A 5429-nucleotide genomic window follows, 5' to 3' on the forward strand; every position below is an offset into this window, starting at 1 on the left:
TGACGTCGAGCGTCGAGGCCGAGCCCGACTTCAGGATCGTCATCAGGACCGCGTTGGAGCCGTCGACGCGTACCATGTTGGTCTGTGGTGGCGCGCCGGCGTGTACATAGGCGACGTCATGAATGTAGACCGGCGTGCCGTTCACATCCCGGATGGGAAGGTCGTTGAGCTCGGAGATTTCCTTCGGCGAGTCGTTGAGGTCGACGATATACTCGAAGATGCCGACCTTCTCCGTGCCGACCGGCGTAACCAGGTTCTGACGCGCAATCGCCCCGACGACGTCCTGCGAGGAAAGGCCGTAGGCCTGGAGCTTGTCCTGATTGAGATCGACCTGGACCTGCAGCACCTTGCCGCCGTACGGCGAGGGCACGGCGGCGCCATTGACGGTCGCCAGTTGCGGACGGATGAAATTCTGCCCGGCGTCAAAAATCTGGGCCTGCGACAGCGAATTGCTCGACAGCGCCAACTGGAGAATGGGAACGCTGGAGGCGTTGAAGCTCAGCACGTAAGGCGGCGTGATGCCGGGCGGCAGGAGCTTGAGAACGGTCTGCGAGGCGGCCGTGATCTGCGCCAGCGCGGCGTTGATGTTGACGTTGAGCTGGAAGTAGACCTTCACCACGCCGTAGCCGGCGAGCGACTGCGACTCGATATGCTCGATGTTGTTGACCTGGGCGCTCAGCGTACGTTCATAATAATAGATGACCCGGCCCGACATGTCGTCCGGCGGCAGTCCGTTGTAGGTCCACGCGACGGCGACGACGGGAATGCCAATATTCGGGAAGATGTCGGTCGGCGTGCGCACCGCGGCCGCCACGCCGAAGATGACGATCAGCATCGCCATCACGACGAACGTGTAAGGCTTGTTCAGCGCGATTCTGACGATAGCGAGCATTGGACTCTTCGACGGCGCTTGAGTACCGGTTCCCCGAAAGGCGCGCAGACGTGTGGCGGCCGGCGCGCCGGCCGTCTTGGCCCCTCAGTCTGGTAGCTTCGACCGGACGATCAAACCACTAAATAATATTTGGAGAAATACTCACTCGGAGCGCCCGCGATACTTGCGGATCATTCCGCCGCTCGGACAAGACCCAGCGAGGCCTTGGCCATTGGCGCCATGACAAAACGCGCGCCGGGGTTGTTGTCCTCCACGGTCAGTTGGAATCCGTGCAGATTGGCGATCGTCTGGGCTATATTGAGACCGAGGCCGTGGCCCGGAACGTCATCCCCGTCCCCTCGGAAGAACCGGCGGAAGACCCGGGCGCGGTCCTGAGGCGGAATTCCGCGCCCGGTGTCGCTGACCGCCAGACGCGGCAGGCCGTCGATGGTTTCAGCCTCGACGCGCACCGTCCCGCCTTCTGGGGTGAACTTGATCGCGTTGTCGACGAGATTCGAGACGGCCTCGCGCATGAGGTCGACGTCGCCGCGCATCGGGGCCGGACCGCGGACGTCGACCGTCATCTCGATGGACTTGGATTGGGCGAGCGGCTCGTAAAAGTCGACGACCTCCGCGCAGACGGCGCCGAGATCGAAGTCCGTGAAGCGGTTCCCTAGCGCGCCATTCTCCACCGCGGAGACGCGCAGAATGGCGGCAATGGCGACGGAAGCGCGATCGATCTGCGAGACGGCCGCGTTCAGGATCGGCCGCAGGATCTCGGCGTCCGTCTCCTCGTCGAGCGCCCGCGCGATCTTGGCGCGTGCGATCATCAGCGGCGTGCGCAGGTCGTGGGCGATGTTGTCGCCAACCCACTTGAGTTGGTCGAGCAGGCGCTCGATCTCGTCGAGCATCAGGTTGACCGCGCGCGCCACTTTCTCGACGTCGTCGCCCTCCCTTCCGACCGGCAGGCGGGAATGAAGTTCGCCGTTCATGATCCGAAGGATCGCACTGTGGATCCGCTCGAACCGCATTGAGGCGCGGCGCGCGAAAAATGCCCCAATCGCGAGGATGACGAGAACGGTCGGCAAGAGCGCAATCGCCAGCACCGTGAGCAAGGTCGCCTGCAGGTCGTAGACCTCGCGCAAACTGCGTCCAAACAGCACGACGGCGCCGTCCGGACGCTGGCGGGCGACGAACAGGGCTGGCTCGAAGCCGCTTGAATCCGGGAGAAGCTGTTGCCGCACGATGTGCGCGGCGCCGTCAACGGGGATCGACGGCACGGCCGGCACGTCGCCGAAAATCTTGGCGCCCGACGCATCGAACAAGGCCACGTAGTCGAGGCGACGGATGTCGCGCGTCAGGCGCAGTTCGAGCGCCCGGCGCAACTGCTCGTCGCTGTCGCCTTCGCTCTTGGCGGCCTCGTCGACGAGAACCGCACTAACTCTCTGCACGTCCGCATTGGAGACCTGGAGGTAGATGACGCCAAAGGCGGCGGCCGTGGCGGCGGAAACCGCAAAACAGAAGGCGAGCGCGAGGCGGAACGCTGGCGCCCGAAAGACCTCAACCGTCTGCATCAAGCTTGAAGCCGACCGCGCGAACGTTGACGATGTACTTGCGCTGACCCGTCGGATCGAGCCGGCGGCGCAGGTTGCCGATCTGCACGTCGACGACGTTGGTCTGCGCCATGAACTTGAAGTTCCAGACGTCCTCGAGCAGCATGGCCCGCGTCACGATCTGGCCCGGCCGGCGCATGAAATACTCGAGCAGCTTGAACTCGCGAGGCAGGAGTTCGACCGGCAGGCCTCCGCAGCGCACCTTGCGGTCGACCAGGTCCATTTCCAACGCGCCGACCTGCAACCGGGTCGCGCGCGTCTCTCCGCGGCGCCGCATGAGCGCTTCGACGCGGGCGCTGAGCTCGCGAACGTCGAACGGCTTGACGAGATAGTTGTCGCCGCCGGCCTTCAGGCCGCTGATCCTCTCGTCCACGGACGACAAGGCGCTGATCACCAGAACGGGCGTCGAATCGCCTTCCTCTCGCAGCGTCTCGACGATCGACAGACCGTCTGCGCTTCCCAGCATCCGATCGACCACGAGGATCGAGGCCCAGCCGGAGCGGGCGGCCCGGAGCCCTTCGTCGACGTCATAGGCTACTCTAACGGAATGTCCTGCGGCCTCGAGTTCGAGGCGCACCTCCTCCGCGAGCTCCGGCTCGTCCTCGATCAGCAGGACCGAAGCTCTCCGCGGGTCGCTCCCTCGTTGCGGCGCCGGAGCGGTCGACCCGTCGACAATCGAAATCGCCATCGTTCGCTCTTCCTTCGCTCGCTCTTCTTGTACATCGTTTGCTGCCGTATGTACTCGTCAACCTTGGCGTATTCATGGTCTCGCGGCTGAACAAAAGTCGTCGAAAAGACGGCAGTCTCCGACTGCGCGTCCTTATGATATACGTTTTGAACGTTTTTCCCGTTGTGCAAAATTCACCCCGCCACGGTACGTTTACCACGTATACGCCTGCGCTTTAACTGATCAAATGCTTGGGGTCGCCTGCGCCCGCGCTGCGATTTTATAAAGCTGGCTTTACAATACCAAACAGTCTCCAGCAAACAACGCGCGGCACTATAAATTGCATGTTATAAATGTAACTTAATTAAATTTTATTTTATGATTCGTTCTAAGGCGGCCAGATTCTACAATTTATTTTAACTTCTGGCCATCCTTTTTGTCGCCCAACTGTTACATACGGTGTCTAACAATTGCCTTTATTCCGCCTTTTGTTTTTGCGCACGGCGTACACATTGAAGTGCGCTCGACGCCGCTTTAGGTATATTTCACTACTCATTTCGTTTCCCGATTGCTTCCCTTGTTGCTTGAATGCAACACCACAGGAAAAGCTAAGCGCTCCGCAAAACGAAGATTTGTTTATGACTTCCGCAGCGGTTAGCATTTTCAGGGTTGCGGCGATTATCGCTCGCGACAACCGTCGAGAACTGGCCTCGCTTCGAATTGGCCGTTCGTGAGCCAGATGGAACGAATCAGCGCAGACATCAGGCGGTCTGCTGAGGAATGGGGACCAGATGAAAAAGCTCGGGGCTTCCTTGGCGATCATGATCGCCGCTGCTGCGGGAACGGCGCACGCCGCCGATCTGCCGACCACCAAAGCGCCCGCGGCGGCGCCACCCGTGAACTGCTACGCCAGCGTGTGGACCTGGCTGAATTCGAGCGCGGCCGATTGTCCGATCAGCTATGCCGGCGTCACGCTCTATGCGACGCTCGACGGGGGCATCGGCTACGAGTCCAACGGCGCCGGCTACAACCAGCGGTGGAATAACGGCGTCGCGAACATCATCACCAAGCAAAGCACCCACGGCCCGCAATGGCTGTGGACGCCGAACGGCCTCAGCCAGTCGGTGATCGGCGTCAAGATGAGCGAGCCGATCGGCTCCACTGGCTGGTCGCTCATCGGGGTCGCGGAAACCGGCTTCAATCCCTACGGCATCAATTTGGCTTACGCGCAGAAATCGCAGGTCCAGAACAACGGCCAATCGCTCTTTCTGCAAAGTGCGAACGCCGATTCGAGCCGCACCGGCCAGCCGCTGAACTCCCAGTGGTTCCTCGGCTTCAGCAACCCGACCTATGGAACGCTGACCGGCGGCCGCGTGAACACGCTGTCGCTGGACGCCATCAATTCCTACGATCCGATGGGCGGCTCGTACGCCTTCTCGCCGGTCGGCTATTCCGGCTCCTACGCCGGCTTCGGCGACACAGAGGCGGCCCGCGCCAATACGGCGGTCAAGTATCGCATCGATATCCAGAACTTCCGGCTGGGCGGCCTGGTTCAGGTTGGCGGCTACAACTGGGGCAACGGCACGGACGGCATTTATCAGGGCCAGGTCGGCGGAGACTTCAAGTTCCCGAGCGGCGGCGTCTTGTCGGTCGACGGGATCGGGAGCTTCGCCAAGGACGCCGTGAACCTTGCCACAGCGGGTTCGCTCACCCAGTGCTCCACCCTCACCAAGGGCCCCTTCTCGGGGCAGACCGAGTGCACCAACAGTATTCCGGGCTACTACACCGGTTTGTACAACCAGTCGGACTTCGTGGCGACGCTGTCGAACAACGTCGGCTTTATGCTGAACACCAAGTACAAGTGGCAGGCCTGGACGTTCTACGCCTCCTACCAATATATCCGCCAGCAGAATCCGAGCGACTCCTACATGAATGGGTTCGAGACCATCGGCTATTTCAACGTGCCGGGAACGATCCCAGGCTTCAATGTGCCCGGATCGCTCGCCTCCAAGCTCAAGCTGACGACCCAGTGGGCCGTCAACAACAACTATAACCTCCCCAGGCAAGCGAACGTTTTCTGGGTGGGCGCCAAGTACTCGGTTCCGGATGACTGGATGCACGGCTGGGGCTCGGCCGATCTGATCGGCGCGTATTACTGGCTGGGCCAGAACGACTATAATTTCTCCGTCAACACGTTGGGAGTGACCCTACCCGCGGCCTGCACCACGGCCGTCACCAGCGGCGTCAAGCCGAACGGACAGGACTTCTCCATCACGCG

At 61.6% G+C, this 5429-nt stretch carries 4 protein-coding genes; 1 reads left to right on the plus strand and 3 read right to left on the minus strand.

Features of this window, described 5'->3' with window-relative positions; translation table 11 throughout:
* From ACLP25_RS07740 to ACLP25_RS07750, 3 genes are all read right to left on the minus strand, one after another.
* The coding region (locus ACLP25_RS07740) for an efflux RND transporter permease subunit (protein ID WP_442468635.1) at positions 1–892 on the minus strand (892 nt) is incomplete at its 3' end.
* Between the two features lie 170 nt (positions 893–1062).
* A complete protein-coding gene (locus tag ACLP25_RS07745; RefSeq protein WP_442468636.1) occupies positions 1063–2445 on the minus strand; it encodes a HAMP domain-containing sensor histidine kinase in 1383 nt (460 codons plus the stop codon).
* Positions 2432–3172 (minus strand): response regulator transcription factor, encoded by a 741-nt coding sequence (locus tag ACLP25_RS07750; RefSeq protein WP_442468637.1) that lies wholly within the window; start codon positions 3170–3172, stop codon positions 2432–2434. Before ACLP25_RS07750 ends, ACLP25_RS07745 begins: the two co-directional genes overlap by 14 nt.
* Positions 3173–3942: 770 nt before the next feature.
* Between ACLP25_RS07750 and ACLP25_RS07755 the strand changes: the two genes are divergently transcribed.
* Positions 3943–5429, plus strand: a 1487-nt coding sequence (locus tag ACLP25_RS07755) for a porin (RefSeq protein ID WP_442468638.1), incomplete at its 3' end; no start/stop codon positions are given.

Source organism: Roseiarcus sp. (genome assembly GCF_052145395.1).
Taxonomy (GTDB): domain Bacteria; phylum Pseudomonadota; class Alphaproteobacteria; order Rhizobiales; family Beijerinckiaceae; genus Roseiarcus.

What these genes read in the sequence shown, in the direction of transcription:
- ACLP25_RS07745 (WP_442468636.1), bottom strand. Translation starts at nt 2,445, where the DNA reads ATGCAGACGGTTGAGGTCTTTCGGGCGCCAGCGTTCCGCCTCGCGCTC.
- ACLP25_RS07750 (WP_442468637.1), bottom strand. Translation starts at nt 3,172, where the DNA reads ATGGCGATTTCGATTGTCGACGGGTCGACCGCTCCGGCGCCGCAACGA.